The sequence below is a fragment of the Massilia genomosp. 1 genome (genome assembly GCF_011682185.1).
Classification (GTDB): Bacteria; Pseudomonadota; Gammaproteobacteria; order Burkholderiales; family Burkholderiaceae_D; genus Telluria_A; species Telluria_A rubra.
Window position 1 is genome coordinate 1 of record NZ_WHJF01000653.1, and the last position, 250, is coordinate 250.

Consider the following 250-nt stretch of genomic DNA (forward strand, 5'->3'; position numbering starts at 1 on the left):
GGCATGGAGGCGATCGCCGCGCATGGCATCTTGCCAAATCGGCTGGGCGTTCTCGTGCACGATTGCTGGGCGCCGTACTGGACGCTCGATTGCATACACGCCCTGTGCAACGCCCATTTGCTGCGCGGAAATTTGCAAGCTAGTTGTCGCCTAAATACGATTTTTACGCTGCTTTTTTGAGTGCTTGATTTTTCTCCTTTTTGGTGACGGCTTCCGTGACACTTTTTTCGGGATTGAGGTGTACCGTCGT

The 250-nt window shown here is 53.2% G+C and carries 1 protein-coding gene; it reads left to right on the forward strand.

Going from position 1 to position 250, the window contains the following annotated elements; all coding sequences use genetic code 11:
- On the forward strand, positions 1-180 hold a 180-nt coding region (locus F1735_RS35150), incomplete at its 5' end, for an IS66 family transposase (RefSeq protein WP_373888641.1).
- Positions 181-250 lie beyond the last annotated feature (70 nt).